The 25,894-nt window shown below is 61.6% G+C and carries 24 protein-coding genes; 12 read left to right on the top strand and 12 right to left on the bottom strand.

Annotation, left to right across the window (positions count from 1 at the left end; all coding sequences use genetic code 11):
• Positions 1–141 precede the first annotated feature (141 nt).
• Together MJ639_RS01400 and ndk are read right to left on the bottom strand one after the other, a co-directional pair.
• Positions 142–2,295: a molybdopterin-containing oxidoreductase family protein gene (locus MJ639_RS01400; RefSeq protein ID WP_243368054.1), complete on the bottom strand. Its 2,154-nt coding sequence runs from the start codon at positions 2,293–2,295 to the stop codon at positions 142–144.
• A 229-nt stretch (positions 2,296–2,524) separates the two neighbouring features.
• The gene (gene ndk, locus MJ639_RS01395) at positions 2,525–2,947 is read right to left on the bottom strand and encodes a nucleoside-diphosphate kinase (RefSeq protein ID WP_243368052.1); all 423 of its coding nucleotides are present in this window, start codon (positions 2,945–2,947) and stop codon (positions 2,525–2,527) included.
• Between the two features lie 202 nt (positions 2,948–3,149).
• Between ndk and MJ639_RS01390 the strand changes: the two genes are divergently transcribed.
• Positions 3,150–3,554: a DUF2147 domain-containing protein gene (locus MJ639_RS01390; RefSeq protein ID WP_243368050.1), complete on the top strand. Its 405-nt coding sequence runs from the start codon at positions 3,150–3,152 to the stop codon at positions 3,552–3,554.
• Positions 3,555–3,672: 118 nt separating this feature from the next.
• Here the strand turns inward: MJ639_RS01390 and MJ639_RS01385 are convergent, their stop codons facing one another.
• Entirely contained in the window at positions 3,673–4,380 is a 708-nt protein-coding gene (locus MJ639_RS01385; RefSeq protein WP_243368048.1) for a glutathione S-transferase N-terminal domain-containing protein, read from the bottom strand.
• Positions 4,381–4,565: 185 nt separating this feature from the next.
• Between MJ639_RS01385 and MJ639_RS01380 the strand changes: the two genes are divergently transcribed.
• Positions 4,566–4,811 carry a hypothetical protein gene (locus MJ639_RS01380; RefSeq protein WP_243368046.1) on the top strand — a complete coding sequence of 82 codons (246 nt, stop codon included), beginning with the start codon at positions 4,566–4,568 and terminating at the stop codon, positions 4,809–4,811.
• 55 nt (positions 4,812–4,866) lie between these two features.
• Positions 4,867–5,232 carry a hypothetical protein gene (locus MJ639_RS01375; protein WP_243368044.1) on the top strand — a complete coding sequence of 122 codons (366 nt, stop codon included), beginning with the start codon at positions 4,867–4,869 and terminating at the stop codon, positions 5,230–5,232.
• Between the two features lie 9 nt (positions 5,233–5,241).
• Here the strand turns inward: MJ639_RS01375 and MJ639_RS01370 are convergent, their stop codons facing one another.
• Positions 5,242–5,700, bottom strand: coding sequence for a GNAT family N-acetyltransferase (locus tag MJ639_RS01370; protein ID WP_243368042.1), 459 nt, complete (start codon positions 5,698–5,700; stop codon positions 5,242–5,244).
• Entirely contained in the window at positions 5,697–6,338 is a 642-nt protein-coding gene (locus tag MJ639_RS01365; protein WP_243368040.1) for a glutathione S-transferase family protein, read from the bottom strand. The genes MJ639_RS01370 and MJ639_RS01365 overlap by 4 nt, the downstream gene beginning before the upstream one ends.
• A gap of 97 nt (positions 6,339–6,435) precedes the next feature.
• Between MJ639_RS01365 and MJ639_RS01360 the strand changes: the two genes are divergently transcribed.
• Together MJ639_RS01360 and MJ639_RS01355 are read left to right on the top strand one after the other, a co-directional pair.
• Positions 6,436–6,840, top strand: coding sequence for a DUF4345 domain-containing protein (locus MJ639_RS01360; protein ID WP_243368998.1), 405 nt, complete (start codon positions 6,436–6,438; stop codon positions 6,838–6,840).
• A 206-nt stretch (positions 6,841–7,046) separates the two neighbouring features.
• On the top strand, positions 7,047–8,453 hold the full coding sequence (locus MJ639_RS01355) for an adenylate/guanylate cyclase domain-containing protein (RefSeq protein WP_243368038.1): 1,407 nt from the start codon (positions 7,047–7,049) through the stop codon (positions 8,451–8,453).
• A gap of 12 nt (positions 8,454–8,465) precedes the next feature.
• Here the strand turns inward: MJ639_RS01355 and MJ639_RS01350 are convergent, their stop codons facing one another.
• Both MJ639_RS01350 and gatB read right to left on the bottom strand, forming a co-directional pair.
• Positions 8,466–8,954, bottom strand: a complete 489-nt coding sequence (locus tag MJ639_RS01350) for a GNAT family N-acetyltransferase (protein WP_243368036.1) — start codon at positions 8,952–8,954, stop codon at positions 8,466–8,468.
• A 2-nt stretch (positions 8,955–8,956) separates the two neighbouring features.
• Positions 8,957–10,432, bottom strand: a complete 1,476-nt coding sequence (gatB, locus tag MJ639_RS01345; RefSeq protein WP_243368034.1) for an Asp-tRNA(Asn)/Glu-tRNA(Gln) amidotransferase subunit GatB — start codon at positions 10,430–10,432, stop codon at positions 8,957–8,959.
• Between the two features lie 220 nt (positions 10,433–10,652).
• On the opposite strand from gatB, the gene MJ639_RS01340 reads away from it, so the two are divergent.
• From MJ639_RS01340 to MJ639_RS17775, 3 genes are all read left to right on the top strand, one after another.
• Entirely contained in the window at positions 10,653–10,970 is a 318-nt protein-coding gene (locus MJ639_RS01340; RefSeq protein WP_243368032.1) for a hypothetical protein, read from the top strand.
• A gap of 339 nt (positions 10,971–11,309) precedes the next feature.
• Positions 11,310–14,909, top strand: a complete 3,600-nt coding sequence (locus MJ639_RS17780; RefSeq protein WP_279306465.1) for a glycoside hydrolase family 113 — start codon at positions 11,310–11,312, stop codon at positions 14,907–14,909.
• Between the two features lie 288 nt (positions 14,910–15,197).
• The gene (locus MJ639_RS17775; protein ID WP_279306464.1) at positions 15,198–17,864 is read left to right on the top strand and encodes a glycoside hydrolase family 113; all 2,667 of its coding nucleotides are present in this window, start codon (positions 15,198–15,200) and stop codon (positions 17,862–17,864) included.
• Positions 17,865–17,963: 99 nt separating this feature from the next.
• Here the strand turns inward: MJ639_RS17775 and MJ639_RS01320 are convergent, their stop codons facing one another.
• Complete coding sequence (locus MJ639_RS01320; RefSeq protein WP_243368030.1) at positions 17,964–18,887, bottom strand: DMT family transporter; 924 nt, start codon at positions 18,885–18,887, stop codon at positions 17,964–17,966.
• A gap of 138 nt (positions 18,888–19,025) precedes the next feature.
• Here MJ639_RS01320 and MJ639_RS01315 point away from each other — a divergent pair, with 138 nt between their 5' ends.
• Positions 19,026–19,721, top strand: coding sequence for an ArsR/SmtB family transcription factor (locus MJ639_RS01315; RefSeq protein WP_243368028.1), 696 nt, complete (start codon positions 19,026–19,028; stop codon positions 19,719–19,721).
• Here the strand turns inward: MJ639_RS01315 and MJ639_RS01310 are convergent.
• From MJ639_RS01310 to MJ639_RS01295, 4 genes are all read right to left on the bottom strand, one after another.
• The gene (locus MJ639_RS01310) at positions 19,718–20,017 is read right to left on the bottom strand and encodes a hypothetical protein (protein ID WP_243368026.1); all 300 of its coding nucleotides are present in this window, start codon (positions 20,015–20,017) and stop codon (positions 19,718–19,720) included. The two genes, MJ639_RS01315 and MJ639_RS01310, sit on opposite strands and share 4 nt — an antisense overlap.
• A gap of 1 nt (position 20,018) precedes the next feature.
• Positions 20,019–21,533 (bottom strand): Asp-tRNA(Asn)/Glu-tRNA(Gln) amidotransferase subunit GatA, encoded by a 1,515-nt coding sequence (gene gatA / locus MJ639_RS01305; protein WP_243368024.1) that lies wholly within the window; start codon positions 21,531–21,533, stop codon positions 20,019–20,021.
• A 112-nt stretch (positions 21,534–21,645) separates the two neighbouring features.
• Complete coding sequence (gene gatC, locus MJ639_RS01300) at positions 21,646–21,933, bottom strand: Asp-tRNA(Asn)/Glu-tRNA(Gln) amidotransferase subunit GatC (RefSeq protein ID WP_243368022.1); 288 nt, start codon at positions 21,931–21,933, stop codon at positions 21,646–21,648.
• A 66-nt stretch (positions 21,934–21,999) separates the two neighbouring features.
• A complete protein-coding gene (locus MJ639_RS01295; RefSeq protein ID WP_243368020.1) occupies positions 22,000–22,701 on the bottom strand; it encodes a metal-dependent hydrolase in 702 nt (233 codons plus the stop codon).
• A 132-nt stretch (positions 22,702–22,833) separates the two neighbouring features.
• Between MJ639_RS01295 and MJ639_RS01290 the strand changes: the two genes are divergently transcribed.
• From MJ639_RS01290 to MJ639_RS01280, 3 genes are read left to right on the top strand one after another with little or no spacing between them, the layout of a single operon-like run.
• A complete protein-coding gene (locus MJ639_RS01290) occupies positions 22,834–24,096 on the top strand; it encodes an ABC transporter substrate-binding protein (protein ID WP_243368018.1) in 1,263 nt (420 codons plus the stop codon).
• Between the two features lie 5 nt (positions 24,097–24,101).
• Positions 24,102–25,073 carry a carbohydrate ABC transporter permease gene (locus MJ639_RS01285; protein ID WP_243368016.1) on the top strand — a complete coding sequence of 324 codons (972 nt, stop codon included), beginning with the start codon at positions 24,102–24,104 and terminating at the stop codon, positions 25,071–25,073.
• The gene (locus MJ639_RS01280; RefSeq protein ID WP_243368014.1) at positions 25,070–25,894 is read left to right on the top strand and encodes a carbohydrate ABC transporter permease; all 825 of its coding nucleotides are present in this window, start codon (positions 25,070–25,072) and stop codon (positions 25,892–25,894) included. Before MJ639_RS01285 ends, MJ639_RS01280 begins: the two co-directional genes overlap by 4 nt.

The raw sequence follows: 25,894 nt of genomic DNA, 5'->3' as shown, positions 1-25,894 counted from the left end.
AAAAAGGTCTGACCAATTCAACGCGACCTCATCCTGAGGAGGTCGCGCGAGCGACCGTCTCGAAGGAGGATCCAGAGCGCACTGGAACCTCCTTCGAGACGCAGACTGCGTCTGCTCCTCAGGATGAGGTTATGTTCGTTGTCAGCCGGGAATTGGCTCAAGCCGCTCGCGAACAGTCACGAGTGGCGTCTCCACCACGAGATCGGCATCGACCTTCTCCAGCGCCACGCGGTTGTCGTGGAACGCGGCGCCCCCATAGGGCGCGACCTGATCGCCACCGGTCAGTGTGTTAATGCCGCGTCCCATCGGGTGCGCCTTGTTGGGCCAGATGCCTTCCGCGATCAGCACGCCGCGTCGCACGCCATCGAAAAGTTTAGCGCGGATGAAGACCTCGCCGCGATGGTTCTTCAGCTTCACCCAATCGCCATCGGCAATGCCTTGGCGTTCGGCATCGAGCGGATGGATCATCACCTCGGGCCTGCCCTCCTTGGCAACGGAGCCAGGCGTCTCGGTGAAGGTGGAGTTCAGGAAGCTGCGCGCAGGACTCGTGGCGAGACGGAACGGGTATTCCTCGGTCGCGGCTTCGATGACGCCCCAATGATCGGGGAATTCCGGCATATCCGCATAAGGCCCCATCGGGCCGTTGTTGTAGGACGGCACCGACGTCCAATCCGGCTTGAAGCGGAACTTGCCGTCCGGATAGCCGAAGCCTTTCAGGTAATGAGCCTCCTCGAAGGGCGGCTGCACATCCTTGTGGATCGCAGCCTCCAGCTCTTCGAGGGAGCCCCAGCCGGAATTGCGGAGCGTCCAGTCGATGATCTCGCGCGGCTCCATGTCGAAGGCGCGATGCTCCGCGCCGAGGCGCTTGGCGAGGCCACGGAAAACCTCGTGGTTCGACCGGCACTCGCCGGGCGGATCGATGAGCTTCGGGCCGACCTGGAAATGCTGATGACCGCCGCCGGAATAAAGATCGTCGTGCTCCATGAACATGGTCGCGGGCAGAACGATATCGGCCATCATCGCCGTCTCGGTCATGAACTGCTCATGCACGCAGACGAACAGATCCTCGCGGGCGAAGCCTTGCTTCACCAGTTCCTGCTCGGGAGCCACGGATACGGGATTGGTGTTCTGGATCAGCATCGCCTTGATCGGCGGGCCGTTATAGAGCGCTTCGGCATCACCCGTGAGCACGCGCCCGATCTGCGATTGATCGAGTTTACGGATGGAGTGATCGATGGTTTCATGCCCTTCGATCAGCGCCTTGTTCCATTTGTAAATGCCGCTGTTGGAATGGAACGCGCCACCGCCCTCATGTTGCCATGCACCCGTCACCGCCGGAATGCAGGCGGCAGCATGCATGTTCACCACGCCGTTGCGTTGACGTCCGAAGCCGTAACCGAGACGGAAGAAAGTGCGCTTGGTGGTACCGACGAGTTTCGCGAAAGCCTCGATCTCTTCCACCGACAGGCCGGTGATGGCGGAGGCCCAAACGGGATCTCGGGTCTTGAGATGCGCTTCCAGCTCGCGCGGATGGTCCGTGTAGCGCTCCAGATAGTCCCAATCCGCAAGACGATCGCGGAACAGCACATGCATCACCGCGCAGGCGAGCGCGCCGTCGGTGCCTGGCTTCACGAGCAGCGCCATGTCGGCCTGCTTCATGGTGGCGTTCATGTAAATGTCGACGGCGACGATTTTCGCGCCGCGCTCTTTTCTGGCACGCATCGCATGGGTCATTACGTTGACCTGCGTGTGAACCGGGTTCGTGCCCCAGATCACCACGCAATCGGACACCGCCATCTCGCGCGGATCGGAGCCCGCGAGCTTGCCGGTGCCGGCCACATAGCCGGTCCAGCCCATGGGCGTGCAGATGGTGGAATATTGGCCGGAATACTTTTTGACGTGCCGCAGGCGGTTGATGCCGTCGCGCATCACGAAGCCCATGGTGCCAGCGTAGTAATAGGGCCAAACCGCTTGCGAACCGAATTCTTCTTCGACCTTGAGAAATTCGCGCGCCACGATGTCGAGCGCCTCGTCCCAGGAAATGCGCTCGAACTGGCCCGATCCCTTCGGACCGGTACGCTTCATGGGATAGAGCAGCCGCTCCGGATGGTGGATGCGCTCCGCATAGCGCGCGACCTTCGCGCAGATCACGCCCGCCGTGTAGGTGTTGGTCTTCGCCCCATGCACGCGCCCGATGGACTTGCCGTCGACCACTTCCACATCGAGGGAGCAGGCAGACGGGCAATCGTGCGGACAGACGGACGAACGGCGTTCGATGCGGGGAGCTTGGTTCATGGCGGGCGCATCATGACCGATGGGCAAGACAAAGAAAAGGCCGCCTCTTCATCCCCCTCTCCCGTTTGGGAGAGGGCCGGGGTGAGGGAATATCGCCTCGCGAGATAGCGGAACAGCTCAAAAGCAAATGGCCGGGACGAGCCCGGCCATTTCAAGAATTTACTGAATGAAGGTCCTGCCCTCACCCGGCTGCTGACGCAGCCACCCTCTCCCACCCGGGAGAGGGTTGTTAGCCGACGATCTCGTTGCCCGAGAAGAACTGGGCGATTTCGATCTTGGCGTTGTCGATGCTGTCGGAGCCGTGGACCGAGTTCTCGCCGATGGACTTGGCGTAGAGCTTGCGGATGGTGCCCTCGGCAGCGCTCTCCGGGTTCGTAGCGCCCATGATCTCGCGGTAGCGGAGGACAGCGCCCTCGCCCTCAAGAACCTGCACGACGACCGGGCCGGAGACCATGAAGTCCACGAGCTCACCGAAGAAGGGGCGCTCCTTATGGACGGCGTAGAAAGTCTCGGCCTCGCGGCGGGACATGATGATGCGCTTCTGGGCGACGATGCGCAGGCCGGCGTTTTCGATGACGGCATTGACGGCGCCGGTCAGGTTACGCTCGGTCGCGTCGGGCTTGATGATGGAGAAAGTACGCTCGATGGCCATGGATGGTCACCCTTTTAAGAGGAAAAATTCGGAAAGTCCGGCGCTTATAGCGGCGAGACCCCTGCCCCTCAAGGGCCTTTTCGCGATTGCGAAGGTTATCGTAAAGACAGGCCGACCGTTGGAAAGCGGGGCTGCCTCCCCTAGTCTCCTTCCCTGATCGACCCGGTGAAGGCCGACAATGAAGACCCTTCGGAGGAACAGCATGAAGTCCCTATCCCTTGCCGCCATCAGCCTTTTTCTGCTAGCCGCCCCCGTCTATGCCCAGGCTCCCGACCCGAGCGGCACCTATTTGAGCGAGAGCGGCGAAACCCGGGTCCGCATCGCCAAATGCGGCCAGGCCTATTGCGGAACCATCATCTCCACCCAGGGCGATGCCAAGGACGTGAACAACCCGGATGCCAATCAGCGGGGCCGCAGCCTCGTGGGCGTCCAGATGATCTCGAACATCCAACCCTCGGGCCAGGGCTTCACCGGCCAGCTCTACAATTACAAGGACGGCAAGACCTATACGGGCAAGATGACCTTCGAAGGCAAGGCCATGCAGCTCTCAGGCTGCGTCATGGGCGGCCTCATCTGCCGCTCGCAGACTTGGTCGAAGCTGAATTGACGCTTCTATAGCGTCATCCCGGACGGCACAGCCGATCCGGGATCGTCAACAGAATATGGCGCTTTTCTCGTCATGCGATCCCGGGTTCCGCTTTGCGGCCCCGGGATGACGCTTGTGATTACCGTGCCTTCTGCCCGAAGAGCACGGCCTGCACCTTCGGATCGGTCAGGTCGGTCTTGCTCCGATCATCGGCGCCGACTTCGAGCGCCCGCTGCACGGCCGGGCGTTCCAGCACGGCGTTGAGCCAGCGCTTCACATGCGGGAAATCCTCGATGTTCTGGCCCTGGCGCTCCCAGAGCTTCGCCCAGGGGGCAATGGCCATGTCGGCAATGGAGTACTCGCCAGCCACGAATTCCCGGTCCGCGAGGCGCTTGTTAAGCACCCCGTAGAGGCGGTTGGTCTCGTTGGTGTAGCGATCGATGGCGTAAGGCACCTTCTCCGGCGCGTAGATGCGGAAATGGTGCGTCTGGCCGAGCATGGGGCCGAAGCCGCCCATCTGCCAGAACAGCCATTGATCGACCTCAACGCGCTTGCGTTCGTCCTGAGGATAGAATTGGCCTGTTTTGCGGCCGAGATATTGCAGGATCGCGCCGGATTCGAAGACCGAGATCGGCTGGCCGCCGGGTCCCTGATGGTCGACGATGGCGGGCATCTTGTTGTTGGGCGAGATCATCAGGAATTCGGGCTGGAACTGGTCACCCTTGCCGATATTCACCGGGTGGATCGCGTAAGCCAGCCCGCATTCCTCGAGCATGATGGTGATCTTCCACCCGTTCGGGGTCGGCCAGTAATAGAGATCGATCGATTGTTGGGCGGATGCCGCCATGACACGTCTCTCCTTGTGCAAGGACGTAGGTATAGGCAGAAGCTAGGGTATCCATTCCGGCTTCGCACCCTCAAGCCCCTTCGTTTGCGGTGGATAGAGCGCATAGCTGACCACCCCCGCTTGCATGTTTCATTGTTTCATATGAGAAAAATCGAGCGCAGGTTGAATGCGCTTAGGGGGATCTCATGAACCGTATTCTCAGCACGGCACTCGCCGCCACTCTAGCCCTGGCCTTCGCCACTCCGGCCGTCGCCCAGACGAAGCCGAAGAAGGAGCCGACCGCGGCCCAGCTCGCCGCCCGCGAACGCATGAAGACATGCAGCGCGGAGTGGAAGGAGGCCAAGGCCGCCAAAAAGATCGAGGCCGGCATGAAGTGGCCGAAATACTGGAGCGCCTGCAATACCCGCCTCAAGGGCGGCACGAAGGCTTGATGAGCATTGTAGAGTACTCCCTTACCAAGGGAGTGCTCTTCTTCGAGAGCCCGGCATGTGGAACTATTTGAAGCGTCTCTTCAAGGTCGGCCATGCCACGCCGGATCATGTGCCGAGGCTTTTTGCTCTGGAATTCGATGGCGAAGTCATCGCGAAAATCGCCGTCGACGACATCGATTTTCCCTGGACCTACGGCCATCTGTTCGAGAGTGCAAAATTCGAGCGCTTTCGAACCTACTTCACCGATGTCGATTCATGGCCGGAAGACGACCCGGAACTGGAACAGGTCTGTTCCGAGGTTCACGCGAAAGGGCATTTCCGCCTGCGATGCCTGGAGACGAGCGCCGTATTCACCGATGTCGTACTGCATCACGAAGGCAACCTTGTCTGGTTCCGCTATCGGCCGGAAGACAATACATAAGTCGATCGATCACAGCTTCTTCTTGAAGCCCTCATGCGAGCGCGAAAACCCTAGCCGCTCGTAGAAGCGATGCGCGTCCTTGCGGGTTTTGTTGGAAGTCAGCTCCATGGCCCTAGCGCCGCGCGTGCGGGCCACCTCCTCCGCGAAGGTCATCATGCGTCCGCCGATGCCGCCTGAGCGGCGCGCGGCCTTCACCTTCACGCTCTCCACCTTCACGCGCAATGTCCCGCGCCCGGTGAGATTGGGGATGAAGGTGAGCTGGAACGTGCCGACCACCTCGTCGCCATCCACCGCCACGAAGAGCATGTTCTCAGGGCTGCTTGCGATGGCAGCGAAGGCGGCTTCATAGGCGGGCTCGGTCTCGGGCGTCCACGCATCGCCGTGGGAGCCGAGTTCATCCTCTTCATGCAGGCGGATGATCGCTTCGAGATCCTCCGCCCTCGCCTCGCGGAATGTAATTTCGCTCATGCGGCAGCCCTGGATTCCATCGGCAGCAGGGCCTTCGTAGCGGCAAAGCCGGGTAAGGCCTCCACGCGCTTCATCCAGGCCTGGATGTTGGGGTAGGCGGCAAGATCGAAACCGCCCTCTTCCGCGTAACCCGTGACACCGTAGATATCGATATCGGCAATGGTTGCGCTTTCGCCGACGATCCAATCACGCCCAACGAGATGTTGGTCGAGCACCTTCAGGGCCGCGTCGCCGCCGGCGGCATGGGCGTCATAGACCTCCTGGGGGGCCGGGCGAATGCCGAGCTTGATCGTGCGGCAGCGATAGACCTGCGAGGCCAGCCGGTCGAAATCCCAATAGAGCCATTCGCGAACCTGCAGGCGCTCGTCGAGGGTCGCGCCGCCGAACTTGCCGAGCGTGTCCGCGAGATATTCCAGGATCGCCGCCGACTGGCACAGGTGCCGTCCGTTGTTGCGGTCGATCAGCAGAGGCACTTGGCCATAGCGCTGTTTTGAGAGATGCGGCGGCTGCTTGTGCTCGCCCGCCATCATGTTCACGTGCACATAATCGAAGGGCTCGCCCGCCAGCGACAGCATGAGGCCGACCTTGTAGGTCGGGCCGGAAAAGGCGATCCCGTGAAGCTCGAAACGTGCCGGCATGTCGTATCCCTGTGAGAAACGTGTTTCCAACAACCTAGAGGATTGCGCCGCGGTCCGAAAGGAGCACAATCCCATGGGAGGAGCGGTTATGCCCAACATGCAACGCGAACGAAAATTGCTGCAGCAATCGGTGGCCATCGTCGCCACCATTCCCGTAGCGATCGGGCTCTATGGCGTGCTCTTCGGACAGGCGCTCACGGGCGATGCGGTGAGCATCTCGGCGGAGAGCCACTTTCGGTTCCTGTCGGGCCTCCTTCTCGGCATCGGGCTCTGCTTCTGGAGCACCCTTCCCCGCATCGAGGAACACACCAACCGCTTCCGGCTGCTGACGCTCCTTGTGGTCATCGGGGGCCTGGGACGCCTCATCGGCCTCGCACTTACCGGCCTGCCTTCGCTCTTCATGGTGGGCGGCCTCATCGTCGAGCTCGTCGTCGCGCCGTTTCTGTGCCTCTGGCAAACGCGGGTCGCGAACCGCTATGCAGAGGAGTTCGGAGTCGCTTGAGCATGCAAAGCCCCGCTCTCCTCTTTGCATTCTCCGGCCTTGCCACCGCCGAAACACTGGCCCAATTCCTTGTTTTACAAGCCATCGCGCTCACGAAGTGCTATTCTGAAAGACTAGGCTGGCATCCAGCGTAGGCGTTCCTCACATAAAGAGCGTCGGATTGCCCGAGACTCACCGCGTGCCTGTACCTCGAGGGAGGTCGGACGATGAGTGAAGACCAGAAGATTTTCGAAGTTTTACAGCAATCCGCGGATCCCGATGCCGCTACGGCCATCGAGCGGTTGATCCATGAGGCGCCGGATCACGAGCTGAACCGCGTCAACACCCTCGCCTTTGCAGCCAAGCATGGCCTTGGCGAGGAGAGTACTATCGCGGCCTTTCTGCATGCCGCACGGCTCGGCTTGTTCGAGATGTCCTGGAACGTCTTGTGCCCGGGATGCGGCGGGGTGATGAATGCCGGCACGAGCCTGAAGTCGCTCCGGCAGGAGGAATACAGCTGCGCGCTATGCGCCGCCGGCTACGAGCCGACCCTCGACGAGATGGTCGAGGTCACATTCACCGTCAGTCCGCGCGTGCGCAGGATTGCGGCGCATGAGCCCGACACGCTTCCGATGCATGAATACTTACGCCAGATCTTCTGGAGTTCGGGAGTCGACCTGCCGGGGAACTTCGAGCAACTGCTCGAAGAGATCGTGATCGATGCCGTCGAGTTGCCGGCGGGCGAGCGTGTGATCCTCTCGCTTCAATTGCCGGCGGAATTCGTGATCGTCTTCGATCCGGTTACCCATGCCGCACAATTCATCGACGTGAAGGGTGAGCCCACCCGCGAACGCCAGAACCTCTCATTCATCCTCAGCGAGGCGCACCGGGAAAACAGCACCATGGAAATGCGGCCGGGACCTTTGCGCCTTCTTCTCGAAAACCACACGAAGCGGCGTACTCTTCCGGCGATCTGGATCGCGAGCGACACCCTTCACAACCTGATGGAGCATCGCCGCCCGTTCCTCACCGCCAAGCGCCTGCTGACGAACCAGACCTTCCGCGATCTCTACCGCACGGAAACGCTCGACATCGATCAGCGACTGAAGATCACGAGCCTTACCTTCCTCTTCACCGATCTGAAAGGATCGACGGAACTCTACGAGCGCGTCGGCGATCTCGTCGCCTACGATCTGGTGAGCGAGCATTTCCGCGTGCTGAACGACATCGTGGCTTCAGAAGCCGGAGCCATCGTGAAGACGATCGGCGATGCGGTGATGGCGACCTTCCCGACGCCGGATCATGCGGTTTCGGCGGCGCTGAGAATGCGCGAGGCCATGCGCGACCTGAACGAGCAGCGTGGGCACGAGGATCTGCTGCTCAAAATCGGCATTCACGAGGGCCCCTGCCTCGCGGTCGTTCTCAACGAGCGGCAGGATTATTTCGGGCAGACCGTCAACATCGCATCCCGTGTGCAGAACCTTGCGGATTCACGCTCGATCTATGCGACGGGAACGGTGGTCGAAAATCCGGAAGCGCAGGAAATCATCGAAACGCAGGGCATTCGCCCCACCCTGCAGAAGACCACTCTGCGAGGCATCAACAACGAGTTCTCGGTTTATGAGATTCCGTGAGATGCAGGAGCCTCAAAGCGCCTTCTCGAAGTGATATTCCGACGAGTTCGAAATATCGCCGAGATCGCGCAGGCCATCCGTCTGCGTGTAACCCAACTTCTTGTAGAGCCGGTGCGCATCGGTGAAGCGCGTGTCGGACCAGAGGACCATGCGCGTGGCGCCCTGGTCGCGCGCATGGCGCTCGACGGCGCGCACGAGGGACGAGCCGAGGCCTTTGCCCCGTTGATCGGGACGCACATAGACCCGGTGAATTTCAGCCGTACCAGCTTCCGGAAAATCGACGGAGGTACAGGCGCAGACCCGCCCGCTCTTGTCTTCCATCACCCAGAGAACGCCGTCGTTCTTGCGCGGCGCTCCCGGCGCGATCAGATCCTTCAGGTCATCATGCGGATCGACATAGCAGCCGGGATAATCCGCAAAGCAGAGGGAAAGCAGCCCAAACAGATCCTGCGCATCGCGGTCTTCAGCAGCGCGCAGGATCGGTTGAAAGGGTTCGTGCATGATCACTCGATCCCGAGCTTCGCCTTCAGGATCTCATTGACGGCCTGCGGGTTGGCCTTGCCGCCAGTCTGCTTCATCACCTGGCCGACAAACCAGCCGAGCAGCGTGGGCTTCGCCTTCGCCTGCTCCACCTTGTCGGGATTGGCGGCGATGATCTCGTCCACGGCTTTCTCGATGGCGCCGGTGTCCGTCACCTGCTTCATGCCACGCTTCTCGACGATGTCACGCGGATCGCCGCCTTCCGTGAAGACGATCTCGAACAGGTCCTTGGCGATCTTGCCGGAAATCACGTTCTCGCCGATGAGCTCGATGATGCCGCCGAGCTGGCTCGCAGAGACGGGCGACTCCGTGATGTCCTTGCCTTCCTTGTTGAGACGGCCGAACAGCTCGTTGATGATCCAGTTCGCTGCAGCCTTGCCGTCGCGGCCCTTGGCCACTTCCTCGAAGAAGTCGGCGGAGGAACGCTCGGCCACGAGCACGCTCGCGTCGTAGGGCGACAGGCCGTAATCGGCCATGAAGCGGGCCTTCTTCTCGTCCGGCAGTTCCGGCAGGTGCTGGGCGAGGTCGTCCACATAGGCCTGGTCGAACTCGAGCGGCAGCAGGTCCGGATCGGGGAAGTAGCGGTAATCGTGCGCCTCTTCTTTTGATCGCATGGAGCGGGTCTCACCCTTGCCCGGATCGTAGAGGCGGGTTTCCTGATCGATGGTGCCGCCGTCTTCGATGATCGCGATCTGGCGGCGCGCCTCGACCTCGATGGCCTGGCCGATGAAGCGGATGGAATTGACGTTCTTGATCTCGCAGCGGGTACCGAGTTCCTCGCCGGGACGGCGCACGGACACGTTCACGTCGGCGCGGAGGTTGCCCTTGTCCATGTCGCCGTCGCAGGTGCCGAGATAGCGCAGGATCGTGCGCAGCTTGGTGACATAGGCGCGCGCCTCGTCAGCCGAGCGCAGGTCCGGCTTCGACACGATTTCCATGAGCGCCACGCCTGAGCGGTTCAGATCGACGAAGCTCATGGTGGGATGCAGATCGTGGATCGACTTGCCGGCATCCTGTTCGAGATGCAGGCGCTCGATGCGCACTGTGATCGTCTCGCCCGTCTCCGGCACGTCCACGATCACCTCGCCCTCGCCTACGATGGGGCTCTTGTACTGGCTGATCTGGTAGCCCTGCGGCAGATCCGGATAGAAATAGTTTTTTCGATCGAAGGTGCTCTTCAGGTTGATCTCGGCTTTCAACCCTAAGCCCGTGCGGATTGCCTGGCGCACGCATTCCTCGTTGATGACAGGCAGCATGCCGGGCATGGCCGCGTCCACGAGGGAGACGTTGCTGTTGGGATCGTTGCCGAAAGCCGTCGAGGCGCCAGAGAACAGCTTGGCCTGGCTTGTCACCTGGGCATGGATTTCCATGCCGATGACGATTTCCCAATCGCCAGTCGCACCTTTGATGAGCTTCTTAGGGTTCACCGGAGCGTTCATGAGCCTTGCGCCTTTGATATCTTACGTTTGAGTTGGGAGTACGAGCGACGCGAAACCGGGTCAACCCCCTTCAAGATGAACAGGCGTTCAGCTTATCCCATCCAAGGCCAAGATTAATTCCGATTTATTCACAGGTGTTTAAAAGAATTGCCACGCTGGCATGAAACCGCATCCAACATTGGGCGTTGAACGGGAGGTAAAACGGTCAAGGAGCTTAAAAATGGCAATGGATCCCATGGATCGCGAACCGAACGTCTACAATCGTGAGACGAATGTGTACGATACGTCCGGTCGCAGCTCGAACACTCTTGCTTATGTAATTGGCGGTCTTGTTATCGCATTGGGCCTGCTGGCCTTCCTCTTCTATGATGGCGGCAACGAGCCGAGCACCACCGGCAGCACCGGTACCCAGACGGAAAGCTCCTCGCCGAGCACCCGTCCGGCCTCTCCGGCAGCCCCGGCCGCTCCGTCGGCTCCGGCAGCCCCCGCTACTCCGGCCCCGGCTTCCCCGTCGGCCCCGGCCTCTCCGCAGCAGTAATTCCTCGTCGAGCGTAACGCTGCCCAAGGGCCTGACTTCGGTCAGGCCCTTTTTCATTGCGCCAAGTAATAAATTAAACGAGATAATGTTGCTGATTCTCGATTGTTAGATTTGGTTTTGGAATTAAAGATTACGTACACGCCAAAATTCCCACCTGCGACAGTATTGCCCAAGCAATTGAAACCGAACAACAAAACAGAACGGCTGAGCTTGTTTCAATATTTCGTATCTTGAAGCCGTCAAAATTCAAAACATAGGCTCGCGCCCCCAAGCTGATCTCAAGTTGCATTTCATCAACTTTTGATAGCCCCTCCCAATAGCCGCGTGAGCGAGGTTTCCATGGCTACGACACTCAACTCCACGACGCAGAGCACGGTCGAACTCTCCGCCTGGGCCGATATCGCCAACAATGTTGGTGCGATGGTCTATCTCGTCGTCAACGGTGTGCGCATTGAGCCGGCGCAATATGTGACCGCCGGACGCTGGAGCGGCCAGCCCGCCCAGAACCTCACCTTCACCTTCGACACGCCCGCGAAAGTCGATTCACTCGCCATTGAGTTCGCCAATGACATGACGGATGGAGGCAATCGCAGCCTCTACATCAATTCGCTCAAAGTGAACGGCGTCGGACTCACGGCTGCCGAGTCCACGCTTGTTACGCCCTGGGGCAACACGACGGGCGATTGGAACGTCTGGTACAACGCCAAGGTCTCCTACGACATGACCAACCGCCAGGACATCTTCAAGCCTGCGGCGGGCGGTCTGACCAAGACCGGAACCGATGCGGCGGAGACGATCTCCGGCGGCGATCTTGCCGATACCCTCAATGGTGCCGGCGGCAACGATACCCTGATCGGTGGCGCGGGCAATGACAGCCTCACCGGCGGCACGGGTGCGGATGTATTCCGCATCGCGAAAGGCGGCGGCCAGGACACGATTACCGATTTCAATGCGGCGCAGGGCGACCTCATCGATCTCACCGGCACCGGCATTACCGGCCTCGACAAGCTGACGGTCACCTCCTCCGGCAACACGCGCACCATCGGCCTCGGCGACGGCACGACTGTGACGCTCACGAGTACTACGGCTCCCCAGGCGAGCTGGTTCAAGTTCGATCCCGTCTCCGGCGGTGGCGGCACGACGCCTCCCACCGGCACGCAGAGCACGGTGGAACTCTCCGCCTGGGCCGACATCGCCAACGGCGTCGGCGCGATGGTCTATCTCGTCGTCAACGGCGTACGCGTCGGGGCGGCGCAATATGTGACGGCAGGTCGCTGGAGCGGTCAGCCCGCACAAAACCTCGTCTTCACGTTCGATACGCCTGCGCGGGTGGATTCACTCGCCATCGAGTTTGCCAATGACATGGTCGATGGCGGCAACCGCTCGCTTTACATCAATGCCCTGAAGGTGAACGGCGTCAGCCTCACCGCTTCGGAAGGAACGCTCGTGACCCCGTGGGGCAACACGACGACCGACTGGAACGTCTGGTACAACGCCAAAGTCTCCTACGACATGACCAACCGCCAGGATATCTTCAAGCCGGTTCCAGGCGTGGTGAAGAACGGCACTGAAGGCGCCGACTCGCTTGCTGGCGCGGCAGGCCCCGATACGCTGAACGGCGCGGGCGGTAACGACACGCTCAATGGCGGCGATGGCGCGGATAGCCTCACCGGCGGCGCTGGTGACGACCATCTCCTCGGTGGCGCGGGCATCGACCGGATGATCGGCGGCACGGGCAACGACCGCTATGTGGTCGATCATGTGAGCGATGTGGTGACCGAGAATGCGAATGAGGGCACAGACATCGTCGAGTCCTCCGTCGCCTGGACCCTCGGTGCGAACACGGAAAACCTCACGCTCACTGGCAGCGCCGACATCAACGGCACCGGCAATGTGTTGAACAATGTGCTCACCGGCAATGCGGGCAGCAATCTGCTCAGCGGCGGCGCGGGCAATGACACTCTCGACGGCGGCGCCAATGCTGCGGGCAAGATCGATACGCTTTCGGGCGGCGCGAATGACGATACCTACATCGTCCGCTCCACCTCTGACGTGGTGACCGAGAGCGCGAACGAAGGTATCGACACCGTTCGGGCTGCCGTGACCTACACGCTCTCTGCCAACGTGGAGAACATCGTTCTCACGGGCACGGGCGCCATCAACGGCACGGGCAACGATCTCGCCAACCGGCTCGAGGGCAATGCGGGCGCCAACACCCTCAACGGCCAGGGCGGCAATGACACGATCATCGGCGGAGACGGCGCCGATATCCTCATCGGCGGCGCGGGCAACGATCAGCTGACCGGCGGCGCAGGCGCGGATACTTTCCGTTTCCAGAAGGCAGGCGGTCAGGACGCGATCACCGACTTCAATGCAGCGCAGGGCGATCTCATTGATCTCACAGGCACCGGCATCACCGGCCTCGACAAGCTGCAAATCACGTCAGGAGCCGGTGGCGCTTACACCATCGGCCTCGGCGATGGCTCCACCATCGCGCTGACCAGCACCAGCGCGCCGCAGGCGAGCTGGTTCAAGTTCGACACGGGTGGCGGTGGCGGTACGCCTCCCGGCGGCAGCGGCACGGATCTCTTCACCTGGGAGGGCTTCAGCGTACCGCAATACTACAGCGGACGTCTGCAATCCGCCGGCGCCAATGAAACATATCAGATGATCAAGGACGCAGGCGGCAACACCGTCACGCTGATTCCGAACTTCTTCATGGCCGATAAGAACAGCAACAGCGTCTACCTGGATGTGGGCGCCGAGAGCGACAGCCTGGCAACGTTCCAGGCAGGCGTCGCGTATACTGCCTCCAAGGGATTGAAGGTCGTGGTGAAGCCCCACGTGGAAACCGAAGACCGCGTGTGGCGTGCCGAGATCACCCCCACCGACCCGAAGCTGTGGTTCCAGAACTACAAGGCCATGATGGTGGAATACGCCAAGGCTGCCGAGGCTGGCGGCGCTGCCATGTTCGTGGTGGGCACCGAGATGAAAAGCATGACCGATCCGACGAAGTTCACGTCGGACGGCAAGAGCTATACGCAAAACTGGAACGAGATCATCGATGCGGTGAACGCGGTGTTCTCCGGCAAGATCACCTATGCCGGCACCGACTCGGAAACTCTCAGAATCCAGTTCTGGGACAATCCCAACCTCGACTATATCGGCGTCGATGCCTATTTCAGCATGACGAACAGCAACACACCGACGGTGCAGGAACTCATCGACACCTGGATCAAGCCCTCGATCAACTGGAACTCCCAGCAGGTCTACGGCACCACCTCCGTCGTCGACACCTGGAAGGGCCTCTCGGAGCAATACGGCAAGAAGGTTATCTTCACGGAGATCGGCTATGCCAACTATGACGGCGTGAACAAGAGCCCCGGCTGGATTGCAGGCTCGACGGTGGACGACCAGGAGCAGAAGGACGCCTATGAGGCGCTCTACTACGTCATGGAGAACTATGGCGGCGATTGGCTCGATGGCGCCTTCCTGTGGCAGTACCATCCTCTCACGGCAGCGGAGCGGCAGGCGGCCCTGCCGCCTGTGGACTACGACACGAGAGGCAAACCCGCTCAAGCGGTGATCAACGAGGGCTACGCGACTCCCGATCTCCAGACCGGCGGCGCTGGCAACGACGTCCTCACCGGCAGCGCTGGTAGAGACTTCTTCACCGGCGGCGGTGGAGCGGATCGCTTCGAGTTCGGCTCGAGCAACGGTGTCGATACGATCAAGGATTTCGATCCAACCCTCGCCAATGAGGTGATCGCCATCGCCCGTAACGTCAACGACACGGGCGTGACCAGCTTCGAACAGCTCATGTCCCGTGCAACCACGGTCGGCGCGGACACCGTGATCAACCTCGGCGGCGCCAACAGCATCAAGCTGGAAGGCGTCACCAAGGCTCAGCTGTCCGCCAACGACTTCCTCTTCATCTAAGGCGGAAGAGAGGGGCGGCCCCCTCACCTCCCATTATGCAAGGGTCGCGGCATTGTCGCGGCCCTTTTTTTTGCGCTCTTAGCGCCCCAAGGCAGGCAGATCCGCGGAGCTTAGACTTTAGTGCAAGGACCCGCCCGCAATCTTGCGCCTACGCAAGCAAGCTTCTCTTTGTGGTCGAGCTTGAGTGTTTTAACAATATACCGTTGCGATTCAAATATACCCGCTTTCTGCCAAAAGCTTGCGTATTTGCAACGCATCGTATTTCAAGCCGTCCAGAGCGAGGCACATATGTCGACCAAGAAGAAATCCCTTCCCATCGTTGCAATCCCCACCTGGGTCGAGCTGCTCAAACAGGGAATTGCCGGTTCCAGCCTCTCTCTGAACTCCAAGAAAATCAGCTCCGTTCGCGCGGAAAAGGATGCCTATGTGGCAATCGCGACCCTGGAAAAGGCGAAGGTGGCGGCACGGGCGGCCAGCAAGGTGACCGGTATTCTGCGCAACGGAACGGAAGGAGACGATTCCCTGGTGGGCGGAGCTGGCGGCGACACCCTGAACGGTGCCGGCGGCAACGATACGCTCTTCGGCGGAGAGGCCTATGACCGGCTCAACGGCGGCGCGGGCGACGACCGCCTTGATGGCGGCCTGGGCTCCGATGCACTCGCAGGCGGTACGGGTAACGACACCTATATCGTGGACACGACGGGCGATGCAGTGACGGAACTCGCCAATGAGGGCACCGACACGGTGATTTCGTCCGTCTCCTGGACACTCGGCTCCAACGTCGAGAACCTGACGCTGACGGGCACGAGCAACCTGAACGGCACGGGCAATACGCTCAACAACGTATTGATCGGCAATGCAGGCAGCAACCTTCTCTCGGGCGGCGCAGGCAACGACACCCTCGATGGCGGCGTGAATGCGGCGGGCAAGATCGACACCCTCGCGGGCGGCGCGGGCAACGATACCTACGTTGTGCGCAGCGCATCGGACGTGGTGCGCGAATATGCGAACGATGGCACCGACACCGTTCAGACGGCCCTCAACTACACGCTTGCCGCCAATGTGGAGAACCTCGTTCTCACCGGCACAGCAGGCCTGACGGGCACCGGCAACGAGCTCGCCAACCACATCACCGGCAATGACGGCGCCAACCTGCTCCAGGGCCAGGCCGGCAACGACACGATCCTCGGCGGCGGTGGCAACGACACCCTCGACGGCGGTACCGGCAATGACGTTCTCACCGGCGGCACGGGCGCCGATCTCTTCCGCTTCCAGAAAGCGGGCGGCCAGGACACGATCACCGATTTCAATGCGAGCCAAGGTGACCTCATCGATCTCACCGGCACGGGCATTACCGGCCTCGACAAGTTCACGATCACGTTCAACGGCACCGCCTATGTGATCGCTCTCGGCGATGGCTCCACGATCACGCTGACAGGCGCACAGGCTCCGCAGGCAAGCTGGTTCAAGTTCGATCCCGTCATCGGTGGTGGCGGCACGGGCGGCGGCGGCACGCCGTCTGGCAGCACTGACGGCATCTTTACCTGGGAAGGCATCAGCCTGCCATCCTACTGGGGCGGCAACTTCCAAACCTCGGGCGGCCTCTCGGCCATGGACCTGATCAAGTCGAACGGCGCCAACACCATCACGATGGTGCCGAACTTCTTCATGTCCAACGAGTACAGCAACGACGTGAAGCTCAATCTGAACTCCACGAACCCCTGGGCTTCGGAGAGCGACACGCTCGCGCAGGTCAAGCAGGGCATCCTGGACGCATCCTCACGCGGCCTGAAGGTCGTTGTGAAGCCGCACGTGGAAACCGATAACCGCGTCTGGCGCGCGCTGATCGAGCCCACCGATCCGAAGGCTTGGTTCCAGAACTACAAGAACATGATGGTGGAATACGCCAAGGTCGCACAGGAAGGCGGCGCTGCCATGTTCGTGGTGGGCACCGAAATGAAGAGCATGACCGATCCGACGAAGTTCACGTCGGACGGCAAGAGCTACACCCAGAACTGGATCGAGATCATCGATGCGGTGAAGAGCGTCTTCTCCGGCAAGATCACCTATGCCGCCACCGATGAAGAGGCCATGGACATCCAGTTCTGGGATCACGTGGACTACATCGGCGTCGATGCTTACTTCAGCATGACCAACAGCAACAATCCGACCGTGCAGGAACTCATCGATTCCTGGATCAAGCCTGCGACGAACTGGAACTCCCAGCAGGTCTACGGCACCACATCTGTCGTGGATACCTGGAAGAACCTCTCGGAGCAGTGGGGCAAGAAGGTCATCTTCACCGAGATCGGCTACGGCAGCTACGACGGCGTGAACAAGAGCCCCGGCTGGATCGCCGGCTCCACGGTCGATCTTCAGGAGCAGAAGGACGCTTACGAAGCTCTTTATCACGTGATGAAGAACTATGGCGGGCAATGGCTCGATGGTGCCTTCCTATGGAGCTACCAGGCCAGCACGTCCGGCCTGCCGGGAACCGATTACACCACCCAAGGCAAGCCAGCCGACACTGTGATCAAGGACGGCTATTCGAGCCCTGCGCATGTGACCGGCATTGTGCGGACCGGCACCACGGGTGCCGACAAGCTCGATGGCGGTTACAACAACGACACGCTGAGCGGTGGTGCCGGCAACGACACCCTTTGGGGCGGCGCAGGCAACGACACCATCAGCGGCGGCGCCGACGCGGATCGCTTCGAGTTCGGCTCAGGCAGCGGCGCTGACAGGATCCAGGACTTCGAGCTCAGCCAACTCGGTGAGGTCATCGCCGTCGCCAAGAATGTGAACGGGCTCGATCTGTCCACCTTCGAGCAGCTGATGGCCCGCACCACCATGAGCGGAACGGATGCCGTGATCGATTTCGGTAACGGCAATTCCATCACCCTTGTGGGCGTGAACAAGGCGATGCTGAACGCGAGCCACTTCGTGTTCATCTAAGGATGATGGGCGCGAGCTTTTTTGGCCCGCGCCCTTCCCGTTTCATCACGAAACTCTTTGCCTTTCCTAGCCGCAGCTCTGTTGCGGCTTTTTCTTTTGTTATGCGACCTTAAAGGCCTGCACGTGCTTCTTCTCAGGAAGCGTCATGAGCATGACGCCGATCACGATGCAGACGAGGCCTATCCAGGCGGAAGAATCCAGCCGCTCGCCCAAGAAATACGCGCCGATGCCGACACCGATGGGCGCGCGCAAATAGGCCTGCGCCGTCGTGCCCACCGAGCCGAGCGTATGGATGAGGCGGAAATAGATGACGAAAGCCATGGAGGTGGAAAAGACGGCAAGGCCGATGAGCGCCATGATGGACGCACTGGACGGCGCAAGCGTCCAGGGCTGATCGACCACGAGGCTGACGGGGATCAGGATGGCCGCGCCCGACAGGAGCGAGCCCGCCGCCGGTGCCATCGGATCGAGATTCTTGAAGTTCTTGCCGAAGATCGCGGCACCCGCATAGCAGATGGTGGCGAGCACTACGGCGATCTGCGCGAAAAGCTCCTGCCCTACATGGTTCAGCGCCTGTTGCCCGACGATGACGCAGGTGCCGCCCAACCCCACAACGACGCCGGCGAACTTGCGCCACGTCGTCGTCTCGTGGCGCACCCATAACAGGGTAATAAGGAAGGTGAAGACCGGCGTCATCGAGTTGAGGATCACAGCCAGCCCCGCATCGATGGATTTTTCCGCCCAGGCGATCAGCGTGAAAGGGATGGCGCTATTGAGGCAGGCCTGGATCGTGAAATTACGCCAGCTCAGGAAGTCGCGCGGAAGCGTGACGCCGCGCAGGCGCATGATGACGACAAGAAGGCTCCCGGCAATCAGGGTGCGAGCCGCGATCAGGGTGACGGGCGGAATGGTCTCAATCCCGATCTTGATGAAGGTATAGGCCGCAGCCCAAAGGGTCGCGAGGGTGGCGAGCAGGGTCAGCTCGAGGGCGAGGTTGATCTTTGGGGGATGGCTGGCGGCCATGACGTCACATCCGTTCACTGCATTGCGAGACGGCGCATCACTCGCATAAGGCCGCCACGTTGTCGCCGGATAACACTTCGGCCACGGCCGAAACATTCCGGGCTGACCGGCTCCTCGGGCTCCTCTATGATCGCCTCCATGACACCCGTTGTTTCAGGCATCACGCTTGCGGAAATCGCCGCCCTCATGGGCGATGTGGCCCGCGCCAACATCCTTTCCTCCCTCATGGACGGACGGGCGCTGACGGCGAGCGAACTGGCCTGGCACAGTGGCGTCAGCGCGCAGACCACGAGCGGGCATCTCGCCAAGCTCAGCGAGGCCAACCTGATCGCGATGACGAAACAGGGCCGCCATCGCTATTACAGGCTCGTTTCACCGGAGGTGGCGCAGGCCATAGAGGCGATGATGGCGCTCGCTTCCTTCGGACCGAAACGCCACCGCCCCGTCGGACCCAAGGACGAGGCGCTGCGCAAGGCGCGCACCTGTTACGATCATCTGGCCGGGCGGCTCGGCATCGCGATCGCGGATGCCCTCACCTCGCAGGATCATCTGGTGCTGTCGGAGAGCGCGGGTGTTCTGACGTCGAGCGGACAGCGCTTCCTCTGCGATTTCGGAATCGATCTCGAACCGGAGAACAGCAAGCGCGCGGTCTGCAAGACCTGTCTCGACTGGAGCGAACGCCGCCCCCACCTTGCGGGTCGCCTGGGCGCCTCGCTCTGCACGCGGATGTTCGATCTCGCATGGGTGGAGCGCATCAAGGACAGCCGCGCCCTGTCGATCACGAAGGCGGGACGCAGCGGCTTGAGGGAGACGTTCGGGATCGAGATCGACTAGCGCTTCGCCACACGGCGTGCCGCATAAGCGCCACCGGCCCACAGTAGCGCCGCAATGAAGCGCACGGGGAACAGCGTCAGCGCATCGGCGCGCACGGGCGCGATCCACGGAATGCCGACGAGGCTGATCAGATACGATACGAGGATCGACAGACCGAGCGCCGCGATGGCGGCAATCAGGATCTTGCCGAACTGATCGGCTTTCCAGCCGAGCAGCACGGCAACGATGATCAGCACCGGGTCGAAAGCCGCGGGCAGCCAGTCCCAGAGATGGATAACGGGAACGGTCGGTCCCACGTTATGCCCACCACGGCGTCGGCAGCTTGATGCGTCCGGCGGCGTCCTCGATCACCTGACCGACAGCGAAGAGCGTCTCTTCGTCGAAGGCGCGGCCGATGAGCTGGAGGCCGAGCGGCAGGCCTTGAGCATCGAGACCGGCGGGAACCGCGAGGCCCGGCAGGCCTGCCATGTTCACCGTCACCGTGAAGATGTCGTTGAGATACATCTCGACCGGATCGCCCGAGCCCTTCTCGCCGATGCCGAAGGCGGCGGTCGGCGTAGCGGGGGTGAGGATCGCGTGGACGCCTTCCGCATAAACCTTCTCGAAGTCCTGCTTGATGAGCGTGCGGATCTTCTGGGCGCGCACGTAATAGGCGTCGTAATAGCCGGCGGACAGCACATAGGTGCCGATCATGATGCGGCGCTTGACCTCGCGGCCGAAACCGGCGGCGCGGGTCTTCTCGTAGAGATCTACAATGTCCTTGCCGTTCTCGCGCAGGCCGTAGCGCACACCGTCATAGCGAGCGAGGTTCGACGAAGCTTCTGCAGGCGCCACGATGTAATACGCGGGAAGCGCATATTTCGTGTGCGGCAAGGATACATCGACGATCTCGGCGCCTGCGGCGCGCAGCCATTCTATGCCCTGCTGCCAGAGCTTCTCGATCTCGGGCGACATGCCGTCGACGCGGTATTCTTTCGGAATGCCGATCTTCAGGCCCTTCACGCCACGCGTGACCGCAGCCTCGTAATCCGGAACCGGCATGTCCACGCAGGTGGTGTCCTTGGCGTCGGGGCCGGACATGGAGCGCAGCATAATCGCGGCGTCGCGCACCGTGCGGGTGATCGGGCCAGCCTGATCGAGCGACGAGGCGAAGGCCACCGTGCCCCAGCGGGAGACGCGGCCATAGGTCGGCTTGATGCCGACCGTGCCGGTGAAGGCTGCCGGCTGGCGGATGGAGCCGCCGGTATCGGTTGCGGTGGCACCGAGGCAGAGATGAGCGGCCACAGCCGCCGCCGAGCCGCCGGACGATCCACCGGGCACCAGATGCGTGCCCTCGATCTGGCCGGCAGCGCCTGCGCTCACATTCGAGCCTTCGCGGCGCCACGGCGACACGACCGGGCCGAAGGCGCTGGTCTCGTTGGAGGAGCCCATGGCGAACTCGTCCATGTTGAGCTTGCCGAGCATCACCGCGCCGTCGTTCCAGAGGTTCTGGGTGACGGTGGATTCGTAAGGCGGAGTGAAGTTGCCGATGATCTTGGAGCCGGCGGTGGAGACCACGCCTTCCGTGCAGAACAGGTCCTTGATGCCGAGCGGAATGCCCTCCATCGGGCGGCCTTCGCCCTTGGCGATCTTCTCGTCGGAGGCCTTAGCCATGGCGAGCGCCTTCTCGGGCGTCTCGAGCACATAGGCGTTCAGCGCCCTCGCCTTCTCGACGGCGGCGATATGGGCCTTCGCCAGTTCGGTGGCGGAGAAGGTCTTGGCCTTCAACCCGTCGCGGGCTTCGGCAATCGTGAGATGGGTCAGTTCGGTCACTGGATCATCCTGTCATCCCGGGGCTGCGCAGCAGAACCCGGGATCGTCTGGAAGAAGAAACTGGATTGGGCGATCCCGGCTCTCCGCTCACGCTACGGCCGGGATGACGTTGCTATTCAACGACTTTGGGCACCAGGAAGAAGTTGTCTTCCGTGGCGGGGGCGTTCTGGACGATCTTCTCCGGATAGCCGCCATCGGTCACGCCGTCCTGGCGCTTCTTCATGGTCATGGGCGTCACGGAGGTCATGGGCTCGACGCCCTCCACGTTCACCTCGTTGAGTTGCTCTACGAAGGCGAGAATCGCGTTGAGCTCGCCCTGAAGGTGAGGCACCTCCGCATCCGTCACGGCAATGCGCGCCAGATGGGCGATGCGGCGGACCGTTTTCTCATCGACCGACATGAATGGTCATACCCCTTGGAATTCAGATGGGCGGGCTATAGCACCCGCCCGCCCAAGGCTGCAATGTCAGATGCGCACGGCCACCGTCTTATGGGGCACCACGACCTGGACACCCTTGCCCTCCAGGGCCGCCACGAACCGGTCCGCATTGGGCACGAGCGGCGGGAACGAGGCATAATGGCAGGGGATCACCGCCTTCAGGCCACTGAAATAGCGCTGGACGGCCAGTGCGGCGACCTCCGGGCCCATGGTGAAGCGGTCTCCGATGGGCACCATGGCCACGTCCGGCTGATGGATCTCGGCGATCAGGGCCATGTCGCCGAAAATGTCGGTGTCGCCCATGTGATAGATTGTCGGCTCGCCGGAAGCCTTCACGACGATGCCGTTGGCCGGACCGAGGGGGAAGTTCACGTCCATCTCCACGAGACCGGAGGAATGGTCCGCCCGCACCAGGGTGACGGAGAAGCCGCCCTGATCCGTGGTGCCGCCCGTGTTCATGGGGTCGATGTTCTGGACGCCCTGTTTCGCCAGATACATGCATAGCTCGAAATTGGTGACGACCTTCGCACCTGTGGCTTTTGCGATCTCAACCGTGTCGCCCACATGGTCGCCATGACCGTGGGTGAGCAGGATATGGCTGACACCCTCCATGATCTTCGCCTTGTCGCCCTCGAAGGCCGGATTGCCGGTGAAGAACGGGTCGATGAGCACGGCCTTGTCGGCGAAGTCGAGACGGAAGGCGGAATGGCCGAACCAAGTGATCTTCATGAGAAATTCCTCGCTGTCAGGCGCATGAAAATGGAGCGGGCCGTAAGAACCGCCATGTTTCAAAGGAACAAAACGCGGGGCCTCGGGCTTTAGAAGCTAAGCAATAATTCTTAAAGCCATTGGAGGATAGCCATGACCCGCTTTCTCGCCAGCCTCACTTTAGCTGCTGGCCTTCTCACCTCCGCGAGCGCTTCCGCCGTCGAAATTTCGATTTCGTGCAGCGCGCTCGGCAAGGAGTACGAAATCTGCAAGCAAGGCGTCGATGCCTGGGCCAAGAAAACCGGCAACACCGTCAAAATCGTCTCGACGCCGAACTCCGCCACCGAGCGCCTCGCGCTCTATCAACAGCTTCTCGCTGCAGGCGCAGGCGATATAGACGTGTTCCAGATCGACGTGGTGTGGACCGGCATCCTGGCGGATCATCTGCAAGACCTGAGCGCGAAAGGCCAGAGCGCCATCGGCGGCCATCTTCCCGCCATGGCCGAGACCAGCCGCGTGAACGGCAAGCTCATGGCGATGCCCTGGTTCGCCGATGCGGGCCTGCTCTATTACCGCCAGGACCTGCTCGACAAATACAAGCGCCCCGTGCCGCAGACCTGGGCCGACCTGAGCGAGACCGCGCGCATCATTCAGGAAGGCGAGCGCAAGGACGGCAAAGGCGATTTTTGGGGTTACGTCTGGCAGGGCCGCGCCTATGAGGGCCTGACCACCGTCGCGCTCGAATGGATCGCCTCGTTTAACGCTGGCACCATCGTCGATGAAAAGGGCGAGATCACCATCGAGAACCCGAAGGCAGTTGACGCCTTGAAGACCGCCGCCGGCTGGGTCGGCATCATCACGCCCGAAGGCGTGCTCAACTACACGGAAGAGGAAGCGCGCGGCGTCTTCCAGGCGGGCAACGCCGCCTTCATGCGCAACTGGCCCTATGCCTGGGCGCTGGCGCAAGGCGCCGACAGCACCATCAAGGGCAAGGTCGGCATCGCGCCCCTGCCGAAAGGCGGCGCGGACGGACGCCATGCGGGCTCGCTCGGTGGACAGCTTCTCGCTGTCTCGAAATATTCGAAGAACGCGGACGCCGCGATCGATCTCGTGATGTACCTCACGGGCGAGGCCGAGCAGAAGCGCCGCGCGGTCGAAGGCTCGTTCAACCCCACTATCGTCGCGCTCTACAGCGATAGCGATATCCAGAAAGCCAATCCGTTTATCGGCGATCTGGCGGATGTGTTCGCCAATGCTGTCGCGCGCCCCGCGACCGCGACGGGCCAGAACTACAACAAGGTCTCGAGCGAGTTCTTCAACGCGGTTCACGAGGTTCTCTCGAAGCGCTCGCAACCCGAGCAGGCGCTCAATCGCCTCGACCGCGACCTGAAGCGGATCAAGCGCAACGGCTGGTAATCATCATGTCGAGTGCCGTTGCTCCCGCGACCGTCCCTGCACAGGTGCCTGTGCAGGGAGGCCGCTCCTCCCTCACCCGCTCGCGTATCAGGGCGGCATGGGTATTCATCGCGCCGACATTGATCGTGCTGGCGCTCATCGCAGGATGGCCTCTGGCACGAACCATCTGGTTCAGCTTCACGGATGCCAATCTCAACAACCTCACCGATTATGAGTTTATCGGTTTCGAGAACTACATCGCCAATTACGATGGCGAGTGGCTCGGGCTGCTCACCGATCCCGATTGGTGGCGCTCGGTGTGGAACACGGTGTGGTTCACCACCATTTCCGTTTCCATCGAGACCGTTCTCGGCACCATCGTCGCGCTGATCCTCAACGCATCCTTTCCTGGGCGCGGCCTCATGCGCGCGGTCATCCTCATTCCGTGGGCCATTCCCACCGTGGTTTCGGCCAAGATGTGGAACTGGATGCTGCATGACCAGTTCGGCGTGATCAACGACATGCTCCTTCGCCTTGGCCTGATCGCCGCGCCCATCACCTGGACCGCAAATCCCGACACGGCGCTCTGGACCGTGATCATGGTGGACGTGTGGAAGACCACGCCCTTCATGGCACTCCTCATCCTCGCAGCCCTCCAGATGCTCCCCGGAGATATCTACGAGGCCGCGAAGGTGGATGGCGTGCATCCGGTGAAGGTGTTCTTCCGCGTGACGCTGCCACTGATCAAGCCCGCGCTCATCGTCGCCGTGATCTTCCGCGGGCTCGATGCGCTTCGCGTCTTCGACCTGATCTACGTGCTCACCGCCAATTCGCGGGACACGGCCTCCATGTCGGTCTATGCGCGCCAGCAGCTCGTTGACTTCCAGGAGGTGGGCCTCGGCTCTGCGGCTTCCACCCTCATCTTCCTCATCATCGCCCTTCTCATCGTCATCACCATGGCGGCGGGCCGGGTCCGCTTGAGCGGAGATCCTCGATGAAAATCCTCACCCGCATCGGTTTCTGGCTGCTCGTCGCCGCCATCGGCCTGTTCTCGATCTTCCCGTTCTACTACGCGGTGATGTCGTCCTTCCGCTCAGGCGCAGACCTCTTCAAGGTCGCCTACTGGCCTGAGCGCCTGGATTTTTCCAACTACGTCGCGGTGTTCGAGCGCCAGCCCTTCGGCACGAACATCTTCAACTCGGTCGTCGTGGCAGGCTCCGTGGTGGCGCTGTCGCTCGCTCTCGGCATCACGGCGGCCTATGCCTTCGGGCGCATCCGCTTCAAAGGCCGCTCGCTGCTGCTCATGACGATCCTTGCGGTCTCCATGTTCCCGCAGGTGGCGGTTCTGTCCGGCATGTTCGAGCTGATCCGCTCGTTCGGGCTCTACAACACCCTGCCCGGGCTGATTCTCGCGAACCTCATGCTCACCCTGCCCTTCACGGTCTGGGTGCTGACCACCTTCATGCGTGAATTGCCGAAGGAAATCGAGGAAGCAGCCTTCGTCGACGGGGCAACGCCGTGGATCGTGGTTCGCCGCGTGTTCCTGCCACTGATGATGCCGGCGGCGGTGACGACGGGGCTGCTCGCCTTCATCGTCTCGTGGAACGAGTTTCTCTTCGCCCTCACCTTCACCCTGACCAACGAGCAGCGCACCGTGCCGCCCGCCATCGCCTTGATGAGCGGCTCGACGGCCTACGAGCTGCCCTGGGGCACGATCATGGCGGCCTCCGTCATTGTGACGCTGCCGATCATCGCCCTGGTTCTCATCTTCCAGCGCAAGATCGTGGCTGGCCTCACCGCAGGCGCTGTCAAGGGATAA

The organism is Microvirga solisilvae (genome assembly GCF_022808595.1).
Classification (GTDB): domain Bacteria; phylum Pseudomonadota; class Alphaproteobacteria; order Rhizobiales; family Beijerinckiaceae; genus Microvirga; species Microvirga solisilvae.
This window is presented reverse-complemented; position numbering and strand designations above follow the sequence as displayed.